An 18792-nucleotide genomic window follows, 5' to 3' on the forward strand; every position below is an offset into this window, starting at 1 on the left:
TCATGGCACAAGGCCAGATTTGTTATCCTTTCATCAGGCTGAAGTTCCCAGTCGAGAATGGTTCTAGGTGCGATGGTTCAAAGTTTGAGAGAAGACGCGGCGCGCGAGGAGTGTTGAGCAGATTGGCATCGCCGGCAGATTCTTTCCGTCGCCACGCCGCGGGTTTTGGCGATTTTCGCCCAAGACTTAACGTTGCAACGAACAATCAATACACATCTCGCTGGTAGCGCTTCTCGGTCTTCAACCGGCAAACGTATTCAGCAGCCTGCTCCAGCGTGCGACCACCGCCGATTTGGATGAGCTGATGCAGGGCACTGTCAACATCTTTGGCCATGCGCGTGGCATCGCCGCAGACGTAGAAGTGCGCGCCGTCTTCGAGCCAGGCGAAGAGTTCTGGCGCGTGCGCCAACATTCGATGCTGCACATAAAGTTTATCCACCTGGTCGCGGGAGAAAGCAGTGTCGAGTCGGGTCAACGCTTCCTCCCGCAGCAGTGATTGCAACTCGTCGCGATAAAGAAAGTCAGACTGGTCGTGTTGATCACCGAAGAACAGCCAACCCCTTCCCTTCGCTGCCACCGCACGACGTTCTTCAAGGAAAGCGCGAAACGGTGCGATGCCCGTGCCCGGTCCGACCATGATCATGGGGCGGCTGGGGTCGGTGGGCGGACGGAAGTTTTTGTTTGTGTGGACGAAGACGGGAACAGGCGCGTCACCTTGGGCGCGATCGGCGAGGAAAGTGGAGCAAACGCCTTTGCGCGGACGGCCCAGTGATTCATAACGAACCACACTCACCGTGAGATGCACTTGTCCGGCGTGCGCTTTCAGGCTGGACGAAATGGAGTAAAGCCGCGGCTGAAGTTTCTTGAGCAAGCCGACGAATTCGCTCGGTGAAAACTTCATGCTGGGAAATCCAAGCAACAGGTCAATGATTTCCCGTCCCCAAAGAAACCGGGTCAGTTCGCCGTTGGCGTCCGGCGCGGAAACTTTGTTGAGGAACTCGTCCCCGGTGCGCGCCGCCAGGAACTCCAGCAGCGGCTTGGGAATACGGGTGATTTCATAATGGCTCGCGAGCGCCTCGCTTAACGCCACGTCGCTCCCCGTCTTGCCGGGCACCGATTCCTCACCGCTCATGCCCAATGCGACGAGGAGTTCCGCGACGAGAGCGGGATCGTTCTGCGGCACGACGCCCAGCGCGTCGCCGGCCTCGTAGTTGAGGTCAGAGCCATCGAGCGAGATTTCAAAATGCCGAACGTCTTTGGCCGAGCCGGGCGCGTTGAGCTTGCGGTTCGTGAGCAGGCGAGCGGGAAATGGATCGTTTTTCGAGGATCGTGCGCGGCTTTCCCCCTCACCCTTGCCCTCTCCCCCTCCATGGGGGAGAGGGGAAAGCAATGCACGACTCACGCTATCTCGAGAGAGTGTCGAATTGTCTTCAACCTCACACTCGTCTTTGGCCTGAGAATGATTCTCCCTCTCCCCGTCGGACGGGGAGAGGGCCGGGGTGAGGGGTTTCTGTGTGTCTGTCAAAGCGCCCAACACACCATCCAGCCATTTGGCGAAAGCCTCCTCGTACTCCACGTCACAATCCACACGTGAGTGGACACGCGTCGCACCGAGCTTTTCCAGCCGCGCATCAACATCTTTGCCGAACCCGCAGAACTTCGCATAGTTCGAGTCCCCGAGCGCACAGACGCTAAAGCGCAGGTTCGACAAGGCCGGCGCGGCGTCCCTTACCAGAAAATCCCAGAATGCCTTCGCATTATCCGGCGGGTCGCCGTCGCCGAAGGTGCTGGTGAGGATGAGCAGATGCGTATCCTGCGTCAGACTGCGACAATCAAATTGCGCCAGATCACACACAGTTGGAGCATAGCCGCGTTGGCTGGCGGCTTTTGCCGAGCGCTTGGCAAGGGCTTCGGCATTGCCGGTTTGCGAGCCGAAAAGGATGGTCAGCGGTTGAAGGGGCGTCGCGCTTCGCCCGGTGTTTTCCCCACCGGGCGACGCAACAGATGCGCGCGAGAACAAGCCCGCCAGAAAACCGTTCAGCCACGCGCGCTGCTCCTGCGTGAACGGAGCGTTCTCCGGGATGACGGGAATCATGGAGGTCGGATCTGTCATTGGGGCGCGGTGCGCGAAAAAGGCTCCAAGCTCCAAGCTCCAAGCTCCAGAAAAGCACCAAGGATCAAGCACCAAACCGTGCGCGTCACAACTTGGTGCTTGGAGGTTGTAGTTTCTCTGGTGCTTGGATTTTGGTGCTTGGATGTTTTCATCCTCATTCGGAAAACATTTCCTGCAATTGTTTCACTTCATGGCGGCGGGTGAATTCGGCAAAGCTTTCACCAGAGTTGCGCCGGGCGAGGTAAGTCGTCAGCACGCGCTCCAGCAGTTTGAGCAACTCTGAAAAGGGAATGCCCTTGAACACTTCCTTGCCGATGGCCTGCTCGTGACCGAAGCCGCCGCCGAGCGTGACGTTGTACGCCTCCACCGATTCGCCGCTCAACATCGTCTTCACACCGAGCAACCCGATGTCACCCACGTAATGCTGGGCGCAGGAGTTCGGACAACCGGTGAGGTGAATGTTGATGGGTTGATCGAGTTGCAGGCGCTTTTCCAGATGGCGCGCCAGCGCGACCGCCTGGGCTTTGGTGTTTGTGGCAGCCCATTTGCAACCCGCGTTCCCCGTGCAGGCAACCAGTCCGCCTGCGATGGCGCTGGCGGAATGGTGAAGACCCATGCGCACGAGGTTGCGTTTGACGGTTTCTACAAAACCGTCGGGCACATCCGGGATCAGCAGGTTTTGCCACGGGGTCAGCCTCAAGTTCCCCGAACCGTAATTCTGCGCCAGGTCGGCCAGCCGCCGCATCTGACGCGTGTTCAGCCGCCCCACAGGAATCACCACGCCGATGTAGTTGCGCCCGGTCTGCGCCTGTTTGTAAACACCGATGTGGCCGTGCCGGATCGGCGGATGCGCGGGCACGCATTCCGCGCGCGAGAAATGGATGAGTGGGAACGCGAGTTTCTTTTGCGTCGCTTCGAGAAATGTCGGGATGCCCCACTTGTCGATGAGGTATTTCAAACGCGCCTTCTTGCGGTCGGTGCGGTCACCGTGCTCGTTGAAAACGCGGATCATCGCTGCGGCAACCGCAACGCACTCGGAGGGTTTGATGAGAATGCCGGCGTCCTTCGTGAACTGCTTGTGACCGGTGATGCCGGCTAGTTCTACGCGGAAATAAACGCCGGATTGAGGCGGAACGAGTGACTCGTTCTTGTTCGAATCAGCCCCCTCACCCTGACCCTCTCCCCCTCGGCGGGGGAGAGGGAAGGGCAATGAACGCTTCCCGATATTCCCAGCCGCGACCGATTCTCCGGCGGGCTGGCGAAGGTTCTCCCTCTCCCCTTCCGAAGGGGAGAGGGTCGGAGTGAGGGGAGCGGAAGTGGATGAAGTTTGTTTCGCGCTCGATCCATCCACGCGCACCGCAACGAAACCGATGTCATTCGTGTCCGCGACGACGCTGACCGAACCTCCGCCGTCAAAGGCCACGTTGAACTTTCGCGGCAGACCGTAAAGATCGCGGTGATTGAGAATGTAATGATGCAGCGCCTTGGCCAGCGGTCGCGCGTCAATCAACTCCGCCGGATCAATGCCGGCCGTCGGCGAAGCAGTGATGTTGCGCACGTTGTCCACGCCCGAACCGCGTGCGGTCAAACCCAGCTCCTGCAGTTTGGTCAGGACTTTGATGATGTTGCGCGGCGCAATCTCACGAATTTGAATGTTCGAACGCGTGGTGATGTCGGCGTGGCCGTTGCCCCATTCGTCTGCGATATCGGCCAAGCCGCCAAGTTGCGCCGAAGTCAACTCACCTGCTGGAATACGACAACGGAGCATGAAAGAGTTTTGCACCGGCCCGACCCAAAAGAGCCCGAAGTAACGGAAACGGAAGGTATCCTCCTCGTTCGGCGCTTTGTCCTGTTCTGCGTGCGCCAGCAAACGTTCCCAACCGTCCAGCGGGTTCTCTTCGAGTTTCCATCGCTCCTGCTTGGTCAAGTCGGACAAGGGTGTGCCGAAGCGGGCCTCCTCCAGAGGTGCGGCCAGATTTTGTCCTGCTTGCGCTGGATCAGCGGTGATGAGTCCCTGGTTCGTTGTTCCAACAAACGGGATCAAACCTCGTTGCGCAACACCCGCCATGAAGCCGGCAAGATACTCCTTCTGTTCCGGTGTAAACTCACCCGAAGCGGGTCCCGACAATTCAATCACATTTGATTCTGCCGTTTTCATAACTCTGATCCGTCTCCCCCGATTTCCCCCTCACCCTGGCCCTCTCCCCCTCCGAGGGGGAGAGGGGAAACCAACCAATCACCTCCGGTTATCTGAGCAACCATCTGGTAAACTCCGTCTCTCGCATCTCGACGATGCCGCGAAGGATTCTCCCTCTCCCCTTCTGAAGGGGAGAGGGTCGGGGTGAGGGGAAATGCGGACGTGTTCATGACCGGGCCCTTTCCAACCGCACCGCGCTGAACTTCAGTTCCGGTTGCCGCGAAATCGGGTCGGCTGCACTCGTCGTGACCGCGTTGACGCAGCCGTCTTCACGAAAGGACTGTCCCCAATGAAACGGCATGAAAAGCGTGCCCGGCGTGACCGAGTCATCCACTCGCAACGTCGTGCATGCCGCGCCGCGCGATGAAACCAGTTGCACCGCGTCGCCATCGACAATACCGAGGCGTTGCGCATCGGTTGAGTGTGCAGCGGCAAACGGACTGGGGTTGGTCTTGTTCAGCTTGGCGACATGGCCGGTCTTGGTCCGCGTATGCCAATGATTCGCCAGACGACCGGTGATCAAAGCCATCGGGTATTCCGCCGTGAGTTCATCCTTGGGTGGCAGATAGCCGACGGGATGAAACCGGGCGCGACCATTTGGCGTGGCAAAAACTTTCCGACGATAGCGGCGGCTGATCCCGTGACTGGAATAATCGGGACACGGCCACTGGACGGCATGGCGCTTGAGCCGCCGGTAGCTGATGCCGTTCATCTGTAATTGATAAACATCCGAGCAACAGGATTTATGCTCCTCGAAAATGTCGGCGGCGCGGTTGTAGGAAAACTGTTCTTCGAAACCCAGGAGGGCGGCGACGCGGCAGGCGATTTCCCAATCGGGACGCGCGTCGCCCGGCGGCGGCAGGCAGGGCTGCATCAAACTGACCCGGCGCTCGGAGTTGGTCATCGTGCCTTCCATTTCCAGATTCATCGCAGCCGGCAGCACGACATCGGCATACAGGGAAGTTTCCGTTGGATGATAACAATCCTGCACGACCAGCAGTTCAAGGTTTCGGAGTGCGCGCCGGATTTGATTCGCATCCGGCATCGTGGCGAGCGGATTACAACCGACGATCCAAAGCGCCTTGATCTTGCCCGACTCCGCCGCCTCGAACATCCGCACTGCATCGAGGCCGGGCGTGGGTTGAATTTTTTCCGCGCGAACCCCCCAGATTTTGGCGATCTGCTCGCGATGCGCCGGGTTCGTGACCTCGCGATGCCCCGGCAGCAACCCGGACATATAGCCGACTTCGCGCCCTCCCATTGCATTCGGCTGACCGGTCAAAGAGAACGGTCCGCTTCCAGGGCGGCCCACTTTGCCGGTGGCGAGATGAAGATTGATGATGCCGAGATTATTGGCGACGCCGTTGGTGCTTTGATTGGCCCCCATCGCCCAAAAGCTCAGCGCCTCGGCTGATTGACCGAACCAAAACGCCGCCCGATGTATGTCCAACTCCAGAATACCGCACACTTTCGCCGCCCGCGCTGGCGACCAGGCTTCCGCAACTTCACAGAGAGTATCCCAGCCTTCGGTGTGATTGCGGATGAAGCGTTCGTTCGTCCATCGTTGTGAAATAAGGAGGTGCAGGATCGCGTTGAGCAATGCCATGTCCGTGCCCGGACGAATGGCCAGATGCAGATGAGCCGCGTCCGCCGTCGGCGTGCGGCGCGGATCGACAACAATGATGCGCGTGCGCTTGCGGGTGGCGCGCTTTTTGATTCGCTGCCACAACACCGGATGGCATTCCGCCATGTTCGCGCCCAGGATAAAAAAACATTCTGCATGTTCGATGTCGTCGTAGCAGGTCGGCGGCGCGTCCGCCCCAAAGGCCAGATTGTAGGCGCTGACGGCGCTGGCCATGCACAGGCGTGAGTTCGCGTCGATGTTGTTGGTGCCAATCGCGCCCTTGGCCAGTTTGTTGAAGACGTATTGCGATTCAGTTGTGAGCTGTCCGGAAACATAAAACGCGACGGCATCCGGACCGTGCTGGCGAATGATTTGCTTGAATTTTGCGGCGACACCTTCCAGCGCGGTGTCGAGGCCGACCGGCGCAAAAGCTTGAGAGCGGCCGTCGCGCCGCAGCGCCGAAGTGAGTCGATTGGGTGTATTGATAATCTGATCCACCTGCGCGCCTTTATTGCAGATGCCGCCACGACTGGAAGGGTGATCCTTGTCACCTTTGACCTCGACGATGCGGCCGTCGCGGACTTTCACCGCCAGTCCGCAGCCGACGCCGCAGTAAGGGCAGATGGTTTTGACGGTTTTATCCATCAAACAGTCTCCAGTTCCTGACCTGGGACAACCGTCGTGACGGGACGGACACGGCCATGTTCGGCGATCCAGTTGCCTATCCAATCGCGTTGGGCGATCAGAAGGCAGACCAGCGCAAACACGACCAGACCGGCAAACGCCATCAGCCCGAAAGCATACGAACCGGCCGCCTGCTTGAACGAGCCGAGCAACGTCGGCAGGAGGAAACCGCCCAACCCGCCGGCTGCACCTAGGATTCCCGTCGCGGCGCCCACCTGCTTGCCGTAGCGTTGCGGCACGAGTTGAAACACCGAACCGTTCCCCGCCCCCAAACAAGCCATCACTAGGATGAACAGCGCGACCGCGACCATCAGCGAGGTCGTTTGCGCCACCGCCAGGACGAGCAGTCCCACCACAGCGTAAAGAATCGTCAACATCCGGATGCCGCCGAGTTTGTCGGCCAGCAATCCACCCACCGGACGCAGAAAACTGCCCGACAAAACGCAGAGGGAAGTCAGATCGCCAGCGTGTATTTTGGTGACGCCAAATTGGTCGCGAAGATAAATCGAAAGAAAACTGGCCAGGCCGACGAAGCCGCCGAACGTCACCCCGTAGAAAAAACTGAACAGGTAAGTGTCCCGCTGCTTGAGCACGGCCAGAAACTCCGCTGAGCTTTGGCGGCGGGCCGGCTGTGGAACGTCCTTGGCGAAGATCATGAAAATCACCGTGACGATTGCCAAAGGCAGCATCGCCAGTCCGAACACCGCGTGCCAACCGTAGGCTTCGGCCAGACGCGGCGCAAACAACGTGGCGAGCAGCGTGCCGGAATTTCCCGCGCCGGCGATGCCCATCGCCAGCCCCTGATATTTGGCAGGATACCAGCGACTGGCCATCGGCAACGCCACGGCAAAACTCGCCCCTGCCACGCCCAACAACATCCCGACGAGATAAACTTTCGAAATCGAATCCGCCCAGAGCCATCCCGCCAGCAAGGGGATCAGGGTGGCAACGAGACCAATGCAACCAGTGCACTTGCCGCCGAGCCGATCGGCGAGCTGGCCGGAGACCAATCGCAAGAGTGACCCGCCCAGCAGTGGCACCGCCGCCATGAATCCTTTTTGTGCGGGACTTAACCCGAAATCCGCCGCCACATAATTTCCCAACGCTCCCAACAGCACCCAGATCATGAAGCTGACGTCGAAGTAGAGGAACGCGCTGATTAGCGTTGGCAAATGACCCGCCTTTAGGAACGGCATATTGGCTCTCATGTCACGTTGCCAAAAGCACTCAAAACGCCAGCGACCGAAACCCGGCAACGAAACTCATTGAAACGTTTTCACCGATGCGTTGAATGCCATTCAACCATCGCGGCGTTGCTTGATTTGATGCCGTCGCCACGCGATCAGCCTGCCCTCGGCGACAACATTTCCACGCTGTGAACGCGGCTGGGCGGTGAGCAGTTGCCGGTGATTTCACGCGAACCACTGCACAATTCTCGCCATCGTGGACAAACGCTGACAGGTGGAAACAAGCACGGTGCACACGTACCGCACCGTCGCGGCCAAGCAGTCTTGCTTTGTAATAATTCTTGAAGCCGGCGGTTGGCTGCGTTTATTAACGGCCACAGAAAATCATGAAGGGCTCTAACTGCTCCCCGACTGTGACGTTTGATCAATGAAAACCTTTTTGAGAATAATCTCTGGTCGCCGCCGATTCGCCACCTGGACGCTTGCTTTGTTCCTGAGCGCAATCGGCAACGAATCGACTTCTTTGATTCGGGCTGACGAGGGCACGAACAAGCCTCCCCTACGGCTTGACCGTGCTTTTGTGTTTGGGCGCGCAACCGATTCCGCCGGCAGCGTCAACAATGTCGCTTCCGAGTCCGACCTCATCGGCCCGGCCAAGCAACCGCAGTGGACGGCGCGTCGCGCTTTTGCCGAAACGGACATTTACGTCATCCCACCCGGCGAGATTGAGTTCAATCAGTTTTACATTTCATCGCACTCGCGAAACGCGAAACCGGAAAATCTGTTTGAGACCGAGTTTGAGTTCGGTCTGCCCTGGCGCACGCAGTTTGACGTGGAAGTGAACTACGCCATCGAGCGTGGACGACTTCATTATGATGAGACGCTGCTGGAACTTCCGCATGCCTTGGCGGACTGGGGAAAGATCCCCCTCAACCCGGCGGTCGCCGGCGCCTGGCGCTTCATCAACGAAGAGCCGGACGCGTTCGTCATCCGGCTGTTGTTAGCCGAGGAAGTTTGCAAGAAAGTGCACTTTGGCGCAAACCTGACCTACGGCCGACAAATCGGCGGAGCGCACGAAACCGCCTACGAGCTTAACGTCGCTCTCAGTCATGTGATGATTGATTCTAAATTGACCGTCGGCATGGAAATACTCGCCGAGTTCGAAACTGAAACGGAAGGCACGCCCGGCGTACCAGGGGTCGATACCGAACGTACCACCAACGTCATGCTCGGCCCTTCGATTCTCTGGAAACCAACGCGAACAACCCACTTGGGCTTGGTGCCATTGTTCGGGCTGACGTCCGATTCACCCGTTGTGGAAGCTTTCGTGGTTTTCGGCTTCGATTTCGGCCCGTTTGGCTGGAATCGTGGCGAGCGAGAGAACGAAGGTGGTTTCGGGCCTCTGCGCAAGCGACGGTGAGGCAGTCGGCGGTTTTCGAGCGGGCAGTTTGGAGCAGCTCGCCATTGTGCGACGGAATTAATATTTCTTGAAGCCGGGTTTTGGCTGCTGCTTAATGAAGTTGCCAGGGCCCATGGAATGTGGACTTACGAACCCCGCCAGGGCAGGAATGCAGCAACGGTAGTTTGCTCCGCATCCGCCGTGGTCACCCTGGCACTCTCGATTTACGATTTGCGATTTTGGATGGACGATTAACGAATCAAATTGCAACCGGCGCGTAAATCGTAAATCGTAAATCGCAAATGGCTTACCAGGTTATAGCGCGCAAGTACCGCCCGCAGCGTTTCGCCGACGTCGTCGGCCAGGAGCACGTCACACAGACGCTCACCAACGCCATCGCACAGAAGCGGATCGCGCACGCCTACCTCTTCGTCGGCCCGCGCGGCACCGGCAAAACCACCATCGCCCGCATCTTCGCCAAATGCCTCAATTGCACCGGCGGTCCCAAGGTGGACTTCGACGACAACGATCCGCGCTGCATCGAAATTACCGAAGGCCGCTCCATCGATGTTTTGGAAATCGACGGCGCGAGCAACAACGGCGTGGAACAAGTGCGCGAGTTGCGAGAGACGGTCAAATACATGCCGGCCTCCGGCCGGTTCAAGATTTACGTGATTGACGAAGTTCACATGCTCTCGACGGCGGCGTTCAACGCCCTGCTCAAAACGCTCGAAGAACCGCCGGAGCACGTGAAGTTCATGTTCGCCACGACCGAGCCGGAAAAGGTTTTGGCTACGATTCTCTCTCGTTGCCAGCGGTTCGATTTGCGACGCATCCCCGCGGCGCTCATCGTCAAACATCTTGCGCATATCGCCAAACTGGAGAATGTGAAAATCGGTGACGACGCGCTTTATGCCATTGCCCGCGGAGCTGACGGCGGAATGCGCGACGCCGAATCGACACTCGATCAACTCATCAGTTTTTGCGGTGAGAAGATTGAGGAGTCGGACGTGCTCTCGATGTTCGGCCTGACGGCGCAAGGCCAGATTTTGAAACTCGCCCATGCCATTCTGGCTGGCAATGCGGAGACGGCCTTGACTGAATTGAACGACCTCGCCAAGCATGGCAAAGACCTCGCGCGGTTGTTGTCGGACTTGCTAAATCACTTCCGCAATCTGCTGATCTACCAGGTCTCGCGTGGCGATTTGAAATTGCTCGAAGTTTCCGAAGTCGAAGCCGCTTCCCTTGCCGAACAATCCGCCGGGATCAGCACCGACGCATTGACCCGCATCATGGAGGTGCTGACGGACTGCGAGAGCCGTTTGCGCGACGCGGCCTCGAAAAAGATCTTGATCGAAGTCGCGTTGCTCAAAGCCATGGAAGCGCGGAGCGCGGTCAGTCTTGATTCCGTGCTCAAGCAGTTGCAGGACTTGCGCGGCAAAAACAGCGCCAGCGTATCGCCCGCGCCGGTGGCCGCGAACGTGAGTTCGCGGACTGTCGCCGCAGTTGCGCCAAAGGTTGAGCGTTCCGTGGTCAATAATCCGCCGACTCACGTCGGCGGTTACGAAGCGCCCGCATCGACGACAATGTCAGTTGCGTTGGAAGAAACGCCCGGAAGCTCCGCTGGCTTGTCCGGTCTTTGGTCGCAGGTGATCGAGGCGGTGGGCCGCGTCAGTCCGTTCACGCGCAGTTATCTGCTTGAAGCGCATCCGGTGTCGTTCGCCAAAAACGTTTTCACCATTGGCTTTGATCCGGAGTTTGAGGACCACATCGGACTGGTGGACAACGCCAAGAATCACACCCTGCTCCAAACCAAGCTGGATGAACTCGGACACGCGAACGTCCAGATCAAATTCATCAAAGCCGAAAGACCGGCGGGTGCCGGTGTGGCTCCGGTTACGCAACCAACGGCGGCAACGGTCGCGGCAACGCAAAGCATGGCCAAGCAAGCAACCACGCCGGCAGCGCGCGCGACCGTTGAGAAACCAACCCCCTTCAACAAGGACGAATTCAAAAACGATCCGCTGATCCAAAAGGCGCTGGAGATTTTCAAGGGCCAGATCGTCGATGTCCGTGCCTAACTCTCAACCCTCAACTCACAACCAAAGAAATGTCCAGCATTGGCAAACTCATGAAACAAGCTGCGCGGATGCAGCAACAGATGGAACAAATCCAGGCACAACTAGCCGCCCGCACCGTCGAAGCCACCAGCGGCGGCGGCGCGGTGAAGGTGGTTGCGAAATGCGATGGTTCCATTGCTTCCATAAAAATTGACCCGCAGGCACTCAACGCCGCCGACGCTCAATTGCTCGAAGACATGATCCTGACCGCCGCCAATCAGGCGCTGTCCCAAGCCAAGGAGATCTCCAACACGGAAATGGGCAAGGTGACTTCCGGACTTAATCTTCCTGGGTTGACCTAGTTCGCCTCTTTCCTGTTCCTGTGGCTTCACTTCCTGAACCGATCACTACGTTGATTGCCGCGCTGAGCAAGTTGCCCGGCATCGGCCCGCGTTCAGCCGAACGAATCGCGCTTCACCTGGTGCAGAGCGAAACTGATTTCGTCAAACAACTCGCTCAAACCCTCCTCGACGCTCGTGGGCGCATTCAGGTCTGTCCCGTTTGCGGCGCGTTGGCGGAAAAAGTTCCTTGCTCCATTTGCGATGATCCGCGCCGCGACGTGGGACTTGTTTGTGTCGTCGAACGCGCCGTTGATGTCATCAGCATTGAAAAGTCGGGGACATATCGCGGCAGATTTCATGTGCTCGGCGGCAAGATTTCACCGTTGAACGGCGTCGAGCCGGAGGATTTGTGCATCGCGGAACTGGAATCGCGCCTTGCCAAGGAACCGATCAAGGAAATCGTGATCGCGTTGGGCACAGACGTGGAAGGCGACGCGACCAGTTTTTATCTGGCCAAACGGCTCGCGAGAAAAGGGCTCAAGATCACCCGCATCGCGCATGGTCTGCCGGCGGGCAGTGGTCTGGAATTTGCCGATGAATTGACGCTGAGCCGCGCACTTGAAGGACGAAGGGAAATGGAATGAAAGTTCCTGAGGTTGTCGTTTTCGATCTGGGCAAAGTACTGGTGGATTTTGACTACGGGATTGCCGCCCGCAAAATCGCAGCACGCGGCACCAGGACCGGCGAGGAAGTCCAGGGTTTTCTCGACCACTCTCCCCTACTCTTCCGTTACGAGACCGGCCTGGTAAGCCGACACGAATTCTTTGAAGAAGTCCGTCAAGCGACAGGGTTCGCCGGGAACTTCGAGGAGTTCGGATCATTTTTCGCCGACATCTTTTGGGAGATTCCTCCGATGATTGAAATACACGCCACGCTGCGGCGGCGCGGAATTCCGACTTACATTTTCTCGAACACCAACGATCTTGCGGTCGAACACATCCGCCGGAATTTTCCATTCTTCAGCAATTTCGATGGGCACATCCTTTCCTACGAAGTCGGCGCGATGAAACCCGACGCGAAAATCTACGAGGCGCTTGAGCGCTTGGCCGGCAAGCGCGGCCCAGAAATCTTGTACTTCGACGACCGCCAGGAAAACGTGGATGCCGGCGCGGCGCGCGGCTGGCAAGTGATTTTGCAGGAGTTGCCGGAGAAAACCCGAGGCGCAGTTCAAAAACTCGGACTGCTGTAACTTCGCGGCGCATCAGAACGGCGCAACCTAAAGGTTGAACTCCAACCCACGGCGGGCGGCGTTGGAGTTCAAGCTTCAGCTTGTCCGGATTAACTGGCGCGGCTGGAAAACGGAGGCCAAATCTTCCCAACGCGATTGAACTTTGGTGCCAGGACGCAAATCAATTGTTCCTCCCGATGCCGGGCCACCTCCTCGCTGGCGCAAACGTCAAACTCGATCCGGGCAACTTGATGAAGCAGGCGCATAATGCGGCGTGAAAGGCGTTCCGGATTGGCAACGCGATAACTCGCCAGTCGCTTGCGGAGATTTTTTGCCTTGCCGACATAGAGCACACCCGCTTCGGCGCCGCAGAAAAAATACACGCCGGGACTGGTTGGCAGGCGGTGAAAGAAATCATCGCCGAACCGCTCGACCAGCGGGCGCGGCGGTGGAAAGAGCCAGAGTTGATGCGCAGCCATGAGCGCATTTAACGAAACTCGCTGGGTCAAAAGCTGTCCATCACGAAAAATCAACCTTCGCAAGAAGTGCCTCGGAATTTCACCGCGCAGACGCCGGGGGGTTGCTTCCGCCCGAACCCAGCAGGCCGGAGATCGGGAAATCCGGGTCGCCGATCGAGAGGAGCCGCTCGGCCATGTCGTTCAGCGCGAGGCGGGTTGCCCGAAAGCGTTCCGCGAGCGTGTTGAAGATCGGCGCGAGCTCGTATTTCTGAGCCAGCCGATGGTCACTGGCCAGGCGGTACTGCATACGCCCCAGTTCTTCGTAATAACTTAATCCGGGAAAGCCGCGCGTCTCCGCGCGTAGGCGGATGTGTTCGGGGAACACGCCGGAAAGAAAGAGCGAACGGTTGCCGATGTGGACACGAATAAAAAAGCTGGTGCGATCATCGGCGGTCTGGAGGGCGGCCATCATTTCGAAAAAGTAATCGAGCGGATGGGTCTGGCCGGGCGCCGCGCAATTCACCCGTTCCGTGCGGGAAAACTCAGCGAGCACCTCGGCCACGTAATCCGCCACCGCCCGGTCTTTGATGTCCGAGCGGCGAAAGACCTGCCGCACGAGGATGTAGAAATAAAACCGGCTCGAAACCCGCAAACAACCGCGATGCTCCAACAGCGCGTGCAGCAACGCCTCGTCGTCCAGGATCAAGTCGCGCGACTCCTCATCCGCCAGCAACCGAACGAGACATTCCGTCGTGCCAATCTTGCGACCGAGCACCGACAAAATAAAATCGATGTCTTCAGCCGTAAACTGGACCCGGCAATTTGGTTGAATCACATTCATCATCTTTCGCTCGCTTTCAGTTTTGACGAATACGACCACGCGCGCCCTTCAGCGCGCACCCGGACCGTCACTCGCTGCCTGTTGAATTATACAGCAGATTAGATTCCATGAAAAGCATCGCGGTTCAACCCGGTTGCGATGTGCGTTATTTACCGTCCTTCCCGATCTTTGCAACCTCAAATCCTGATCAAGAACAGAAACGCGCGGCGTGGTGCGCCGGGCGTTGGCGGAAATTTTGACGCACCGCGTGAAAATCCATACACTGAGCCGGTGTCCTGACCAACACATCCGTGCGAGAGAATGAACATTGCTGGCGTGATTCGCCACGCCGCGATATGGACTCCTTGATGAATCGGATCACAACGCGCTCCCGTCGCCAGGCGATGGACTGGAGTCTGGTGCTTGTCAGCCAGGGGATTGAAACCGTAATCGAGCAATCAGAGGATGGGACGGGTTGGGGATTGGTGGTGGATGCTCGAGACTATGAGCGAGCCGTCAGCGCCATACGCCAGTACCGTGCGGAGAATCGTCACTGGCCGTGGCGACAACAAACGCGCTGGCCGGGATTATTGTTTGACTGGACGAGCGTGGTCTGGTGTCTGGCGCTCGCCCTGTTTTATTGGTTTGGTGAAACTCGCGCGGTCGATCTCCGTTCAAACGGAGCGATGGATAACGCAGCAGTTTCGGCCGGCCAATGGTGGCGACTGTTCACCGCAATCACCCTTCACGCCGACGTTGCGCATCTCGTCGCCAACGTCACCATCGGATTCGTGTTGCTCGGTCTGACGATGGGGCGTTACGGAACGGGTGTGGGTCTGCTCGCCGCAGTGCTGGCCGGCGCCGGTGGCAACGTCGCCGACCTGATTGTTTATCACGCGCCGCATCGCAGCCTGGGCGCGTCGGGAATGATCCTCGGTTGCCTCGGACTACTTGCTGCTCAATCCATGTCGCTTTGGCGACAACATCCCCTAGCCACGAAATACGTGGTCAGCAGCGTTCTGGCCGGCATCATGTTGTTTGTCTTGTTCGGGCTGACGCCGGGGACGGACGTTGTGGCGCACTTTGGTGGATTCGCAACTGGCCTCCTGCTGGGTGGAATTCTGGCGCACGCTCCAACGAAGTTCTTGCACAATCCCAAAATCAATCTTGTCAGCGGTACGCTTGTCGCCGCACTGATGATGCTCGTTTGGGGACAGGCGATGGGCAGACTAAACTAATGTGAAAGTCTGAATTGGTCTGGAGCGGCAGGCCAAGCCAAGCAAGAAAAGTCTGATTTTCGCCAAGAAAAGTGAAGCCACAACCGTTCGCTTCACCCATTATCTCACCTCAAGAATGCATAATTGATGTGCTGCCGAACCGAATCTGATGGGCCATCCGGGTGTCCATTTCCCATCAGCGGCGCGCATAAATGCCAAGGAATGGATTTTTAAACATTCGCCATGCGAACAGGAAATGTAAGGTTATCCGCGGGTCAAATCGGGACAAGCACTGACGCCTCGATCATTTCCAACACGAAAACCGCATTCCTGTTCATGCCACCGAGACCCTTTGCAGTTTTTTGCGCTTTACTAGTCGCTGCCGGATTGATCGGCGGACCGCCTGTAGTTCAGGCGGCTGGCTTGGTGGCGGCGTATTCGTTCAACGAGGGCACGGGGACGACCGTTGCGGACGCCTCTGGCAACGGCAACACGGGCACGATCGCAAACGCGACCTGGACCCCCGCCGGCAAGTTCAGCAACGCGCTATTGTTCAATGGGACCAATGCGCGCATAACCATCAGCGATTCGCCTTCCTTGCATTTGACGACCGGCATGACATTGGAGGCGTGGGTGAATCCGTCCGCCGTGGACAGCGCATGGCGCGACGTGATCTACAAGGGGAATGACAACTACTATTTGATGGGCACCACATCGACGGGCGGCGAGCCAGCGGTGGGCGGATACTTTGGCGGGGTCAATGCCAATCTGTATGGCCCGTTGGTGCTGAGCTTGAATACCTGGACGCACCTGGCGGCGACTTACGATGGAGCAACGCTTCGATTATATGTGAACGGAGTCCAAGTCTCGAGTGCGGCGCAGACTGGAAATATTCTTACCTCGTCGAACCCGTTGCAAATTGGCGGAGACAGCATTTTCGGACAGTACTTCCAAGGGATGATCGACGAAGTGCGTGTCTATGATCTGGCCTTGAGCGCCAGCCAGATTCAAACCGACATGAACACCTCCATTGGTCCGCCGGCCAATCAGCCGCCGGTGGCGCAAGCGAATGCCACACCGAAGGCAGGTGTCGCGCCTTTGGACGTTGCGTTCTCGAGCAGCGGGTCGCAGGATCCGGAAGGGCTGCCGCTTTCGTACAACTGGACGTTTGGCGATGGAACCCCTTCATCCACTGCGACGAATCCCGCTCACACCTACCTCACGGCTGGATTATACGCAGCCTGGTTGACGGTTTCAGATGGTGTCAACTCGACGACTTCCAGCGTCGTGAACATCACCGTGGGAACAGTCGGCGAACCTCCGCCAGCCGTGTCTTTCAGCAACACCAACTATCCAGTCGCGGAAAACAGCGGTATCGCGACCATCAATGTCTGGTTGGACAAGTTTTACTACGTGGATGTGTTCGTCGATTTCGCCACGGCGGGAGGCACTGCGACGCCCGGCGTGGACTATGTCACGAACAGCGGGACACTCCACTTCCTGCCCGGTCAAACGAATCAATCGTTCCTCGTCACGCTGCTCAATTCCAGCGGTCAGAATCCGACCTCGCGAACGGTTCATCTGACATTGAGCAATTTTTCTGGAGCGAGTCCAGGAAATCCCGTGGCCGCTGACCTCGTGATTCTCGACCCAGATGCACCCCCGCGCCTCGTTTCGCCGTGCCTGACCAGCAACGGTTTGTTCCAAGCCACAGTGGTCGGCCTGCCGGGCCAGATTTTTTCCGTCGAGTGCTCCCAGACACTCAGCAATTGGACTTCGCTGATTACGCTGACCAATGTGGCCGGCTCCATGAACTTCACGGACGTAACGTCGCCTGGCGCGTCCGTCCGTTTCTACCGAACCGTGAGCGGTTATCGCGGTGTGTTTACCCAGCACAACGACAACTTCCGAACGGGTCAGAATCTCAATGAAACAATACTGACTCCGACCAACGTGACTTCAGCGACCTTCGGAAAACTTTTTTCGTATCCGCTGGATGGAATTGCTTACGCCTCCCCCCTCTACGTGGCCAACGTCAGCATCCCCGGGCAGGGCTTCCACAATGTCATTTACGTGGCGACGGAACACGACAGCGTTTATGCGTTTGACGCTGACGGACTGGGCACCAATCCGCTCTGGCAGGTCAGTTTCATCAATCCCGCCGCGGGCATCACCACGGTGCCCGCCGACGACACCGGCGAGTGCTGCGATATCGCGCCTGAGATCGGAATTACAGGCACTCCTGTGATTGATCCGGTCAGTGGCACACTTTACGCCGTTGCCAAAACCAAGGAAGTCAACGGGAGCAACACAGATTATGTGCAACGACTTCACGCGCTCGACATCACCAGCGGCGCGGAAAAGTTCGGCGGACCGGTGGTGATTCAAGCCACGGTGCCCGGGACTGGTGTCGGATCGCAGGCCGGACAACTGCCATTCCTGTCGCTTCGCGAGAACCAGCACCCGGCCTTGCTTCTGAACCATGCCGTCATTTACATCGCGTTCGCAAGTCATGGAGACAATCAACCGTATCACGGATGGATTTTGGGATACCACGCCACCACACTTCAGCAAACGATGGCGTTCTGCGCCACACCCGACGCTGAAGGTGCCGGCATCTGGATGGGTAGCGGCGGCCTGTCCGCCGACGCCGATGGCAACATCTACTTCGTCACCGGCGACGGAACATTCGACGCGAACACCGGCGGTGCGGACTACGGGGATACCTTCATGAAGCTCAGTACCAATGGCACCGTGCTGGATTATTTTACACCCTTTGATCAGGCGAGCCTCGATGCTGGAAATCACGACCTTGGATCGGCGAACGCCCTGTTGCTCCCCGATCAACCCGGTAACCACCCGCACCTGGTCACCAGCGCCGGCAAGAACGACGTGCTGTACCTCGTTGACCGCGATAACATGGGGCACTTCAACTCCGTTGACGACAGCCAGATCGTACAATCGATGACGTTGTCCAATGCGAACTTCATCAACCCCGTCTATTTCAACGGCTACGTGTACTACAGCGTGACCAGCACAAAAATTGCCGCGTATCGGTTGAACAACGGATTGCTTCCTGTCACGCCCACCTCCCAGTCCGCGGACACTTACGGATTTCCAGGCGGAGCACTGGCGACCTCCGCCAACGGCACCAACAACGCGATTCTCTGGGCCGTCCAACGCAAAGGCGCGACCACACCCGGCGTCCTCCATGCCTACGACGCCTACAACCTGGGTGTCGAATTCTACAACAGCAACCAAGCTGGCTCGCGGGATACCCTCGACTTCGCGGCGAAGTACACCGTTCCGCTCGTCATCGACGGCAAGGTCTTCGTTGGCTCTTTGAGCCGATTGACTGCCTACGGGCTGTTGCCGTAGGAAAACACGCCGAAGCCAGCCACAGTTTGGATTTGTTTCAGGTGAAATTCATCGACGTTTTGTATGACTCGACTCTGCCACCGGTT

13 protein-coding genes and 1 other RNA gene are annotated in these 18792 nt (G+C 58.1%); 8 read left to right on the top strand and 6 right to left on the bottom strand.

Features of this window, described 5'->3' with window-relative positions:
- Nucleotides 1-205: 205 nt before the first annotated feature.
- From HY298_12890 to HY298_12905, 4 genes are all read right to left on the bottom strand, one after another.
- Complete coding sequence (locus HY298_12890; GenBank protein MBI3851152.1) at nucleotides 206-2095, bottom strand: sulfite reductase subunit alpha; 1890 nt, start codon at nucleotides 2093-2095, stop codon at nucleotides 206-208.
- Nucleotides 2096-2267: 172 nt separating this feature from the next.
- Entirely contained in the window at nucleotides 2268-4271 is a 2004-nt protein-coding gene (locus HY298_12895; GenBank protein MBI3851153.1) for a NirA family protein, read from the bottom strand.
- 205 nt (nucleotides 4272-4476) lie between these two features.
- Nucleotides 4477-6579 carry a nitrate reductase gene (locus HY298_12900; GenBank protein MBI3851154.1) on the bottom strand — a complete coding sequence of 701 codons (2103 nt, stop codon included), beginning with the start codon at nucleotides 6577-6579 and terminating at the stop codon, nucleotides 4477-4479.
- A complete protein-coding gene (locus HY298_12905; protein ID MBI3851155.1) occupies nucleotides 6579-7826 on the bottom strand; it encodes a NarK/NasA family nitrate transporter in 1248 nt (415 codons plus the stop codon). Before HY298_12905 ends, HY298_12900 begins: the two co-directional genes overlap by 1 nt.
- 418 nt (nucleotides 7827-8244) lie before the next feature.
- Between HY298_12905 and HY298_12910 the strand changes: the two genes are divergently transcribed.
- The 6 genes from HY298_12910 (at nucleotide 8245) to HY298_12935 (ending at nucleotide 12854) form a co-directional block, all read left to right on the top strand.
- Entirely contained in the window at nucleotides 8245-9225 is a 981-nt protein-coding gene (locus HY298_12910; protein MBI3851156.1) for a hypothetical protein, read from the top strand.
- Nucleotides 9226-9326: 101 nt separating this feature from the next.
- An RNA gene (ffs, locus tag HY298_12915) (signal recognition particle sRNA small type) lies at nucleotides 9327-9423 on the top strand.
- Between the two features lie 83 nt (nucleotides 9424-9506).
- Nucleotides 9507-11285 (top strand): DNA polymerase III subunit gamma/tau, encoded by a 1779-nt coding sequence (gene dnaX / locus HY298_12920; GenBank protein MBI3851157.1) that lies wholly within the window; start codon nucleotides 9507-9509, stop codon nucleotides 11283-11285.
- Nucleotides 11286-11314: 29 nt separating this feature from the next.
- Nucleotides 11315-11626 (top strand): YbaB/EbfC family nucleoid-associated protein, encoded by a 312-nt coding sequence (locus HY298_12925; protein ID MBI3851158.1) that lies wholly within the window; start codon nucleotides 11315-11317, stop codon nucleotides 11624-11626.
- Nucleotides 11627-11646: 20 nt separating this feature from the next.
- The gene (recR, locus tag HY298_12930; GenBank protein MBI3851159.1) at nucleotides 11647-12249 is read left to right on the top strand and encodes a recombination protein RecR; all 603 of its coding nucleotides are present in this window, start codon (nucleotides 11647-11649) and stop codon (nucleotides 12247-12249) included.
- Complete coding sequence (locus tag HY298_12935; protein ID MBI3851160.1) at nucleotides 12246-12854, top strand: HAD family phosphatase; 609 nt, start codon at nucleotides 12246-12248, stop codon at nucleotides 12852-12854. The genes recR and HY298_12935 overlap by 4 nt, the downstream gene beginning before the upstream one ends.
- An 89-nt stretch (nucleotides 12855-12943) precedes the next feature.
- Here the strand turns inward: HY298_12935 and HY298_12940 are convergent, their stop codons facing one another.
- Nucleotides 12944-13312 carry a nucleotide excision repair endonuclease gene (locus HY298_12940; protein ID MBI3851161.1) on the bottom strand — a complete coding sequence of 123 codons (369 nt, stop codon included), beginning with the start codon at nucleotides 13310-13312 and terminating at the stop codon, nucleotides 12944-12946.
- A gap of 79 nt (nucleotides 13313-13391) precedes the next feature.
- Entirely contained in the window at nucleotides 13392-14126 is a 735-nt protein-coding gene (locus tag HY298_12945) for a hypothetical protein (protein MBI3851162.1), read from the bottom strand.
- Nucleotides 14127-14479: 353 nt separating this feature from the next.
- Between HY298_12945 and HY298_12950 the strand changes: the two genes are divergently transcribed.
- Entirely contained in the window at nucleotides 14480-15349 is an 870-nt protein-coding gene (locus tag HY298_12950) for a rhomboid family intramembrane serine protease (protein MBI3851163.1), read from the top strand.
- Between the two features lie 315 nt (nucleotides 15350-15664).
- On the top strand, nucleotides 15665-18706 hold the full coding sequence (locus HY298_12955; GenBank protein MBI3851164.1) for a PKD domain-containing protein: 3042 nt from the start codon (nucleotides 15665-15667) through the stop codon (nucleotides 18704-18706).
- The last annotated feature ends 86 nt before the right edge of the window (nucleotides 18707-18792 follow it).

Source organism: Verrucomicrobiota bacterium (assembly GCA_016200005.1).
Taxonomy (GTDB): Bacteria; Verrucomicrobiota; Verrucomicrobiia; order Limisphaerales; family PALSA-1396; genus PALSA-1396.

Bases quoted from the DNA above. Each gene is read 5' to 3' on its own strand.
- HY298_12890 (MBI3851152.1), bottom strand. From the start codon at position 2,095: ATGATTCCCGTCATCCCGGAGAACGCTCCGTTCACGCAGGAGCAGCGC.
- HY298_12895 (MBI3851153.1), bottom strand. From the start codon at position 4,271: ATGAAAACGGCAGAATCAAATGTGATTGAATTGTCGGGACCCGCTTCG.
- HY298_12900 (MBI3851154.1), bottom strand. From the start codon at position 6,579: ATGGATAAAACCGTCAAAACCATCTGCCCTTACTGCGGCGTCGGCTGC.
- HY298_12905 (MBI3851155.1), bottom strand. From the start codon at position 7,826: ATGAGAGCCAATATGCCGTTCCTAAAGGCGGGTCATTTGCCAACGCTA.
- dnaX (MBI3851157.1), top strand. From the start codon at position 9,507: ATGGCTTACCAGGTTATAGCGCGCAAGTACCGCCCGCAGCGTTTCGCC.
- HY298_12925 (MBI3851158.1), top strand. From the start codon at position 11,315: ATGTCCAGCATTGGCAAACTCATGAAACAAGCTGCGCGGATGCAGCAA.
- HY298_12935 (MBI3851160.1), top strand. From the start codon at position 12,246: ATGAAAGTTCCTGAGGTTGTCGTTTTCGATCTGGGCAAAGTACTGGTG.
- HY298_12940 (MBI3851161.1), bottom strand. From the start codon at position 13,312: ATGGCTGCGCATCAACTCTGGCTCTTTCCACCGCCGCGCCCGCTGGTC.
- HY298_12950 (MBI3851163.1), top strand. From the start codon at position 14,480: ATGAATCGGATCACAACGCGCTCCCGTCGCCAGGCGATGGACTGGAGT.
- HY298_12955 (MBI3851164.1), top strand. From the start codon at position 15,665: ATGCCACCGAGACCCTTTGCAGTTTTTTGCGCTTTACTAGTCGCTGCC.